General features: G+C 33.9%; 2 protein-coding genes. One reads left to right on the forward strand and one right to left on the reverse strand.

From position 1 onward, the window contains the following. Nucleotides 1–337 (forward strand): DUF1949 domain-containing protein (locus BN55_RS09485; protein WP_040469605.1); only part of this gene is annotated, 337 nt, incomplete at its 5' end. A gap of 45 nt (nt 338–382) precedes the next feature. Here BN55_RS09485 and BN55_RS09490 read toward each other — a convergent pair. Continuing rightward, nucleotides 383–912: IS3 family transposase (locus BN55_RS09490; RefSeq protein ID WP_040469607.1), on the reverse strand; the 530-nt coding region annotated here is incomplete at its 5' end.

Below are 912 nucleotides of genomic sequence, written 5' to 3' on the forward strand. Positions count from 1 at the left end.
AGGGGCAGGTGGCTTAATTCGTGCCTATTCAAATAGCGTTACCCATGCAGTTGAAGAAATTGGTGTAGTTAAAAAATGTCTGCAACAAGAGCTTGCTCTGAAAATCTCATATGCAAATCTAGATCGCGTTAATCACTACCTTGAACAAAACGAAATTTACGTAGCTGATCGCGAATTTGGTGCTCAAGTTACCATAAAAGTCTTTTTAGATTTAGACCAAATTAATTCTTTTAAAGATGAATTAATTAACTTACTCGCAAATAATGTAAAATTTACCACTGGAAAACAGCGTTACAACGAAATTTCTGTTACTTCAACTAATTATCATGAGCAATAAAAAAGGCGTATCTAATGATATGAACCCCAAATTTGGGACATATTATTAATTAGCTCTGTTTAAAACCATATTTCGATATTCTATCGGAGTATGGTTTTTTTGTACTGTTTTGATTCTATCATGATTGTAGTAATGAATGTATTTTCTAATTGCTTGTTCTAATTCTTCCATGGTTTTAAATGTCTTTTCAAAGCCATAGAACATTTCGCGTTTAAGAATACCAAAGAAGCCCTCCATCATACCGTCATCTAGAGAATTGCCTTTACGTGACATAGATTGAGTAACACCATGATTTCTAAGCCATGATTGAAACGCAGTATGTTGATATTGCCAGCCTTGATCAGTATGAAAAATTAAGCCGTTGAGAGCTGGATATTTCTTGTAAGCTAGATCTAACATGTCCATTACTTGTTTTAATACTGGATTGCGACTCAATGTATAAGATATGATCTCTTGAGTGCAGCCGTCCATAATTGGCGATAAATATAGTTTTTCTCCGTTCAAGTGAAATTCAGTAACATCTGAATACCAATGCCTATCAGGAATAACAGCCTTAAAATGACGCTTAATTAAAT

Origin of the sequence: Lactobacillus hominis DSM 23910 = CRBIP 24.179, from assembly GCF_000296835.1 — a bacterium.
GTDB classification, from domain to species: Bacteria; Bacillota; Bacilli; order Lactobacillales; family Lactobacillaceae; genus Lactobacillus; species Lactobacillus hominis.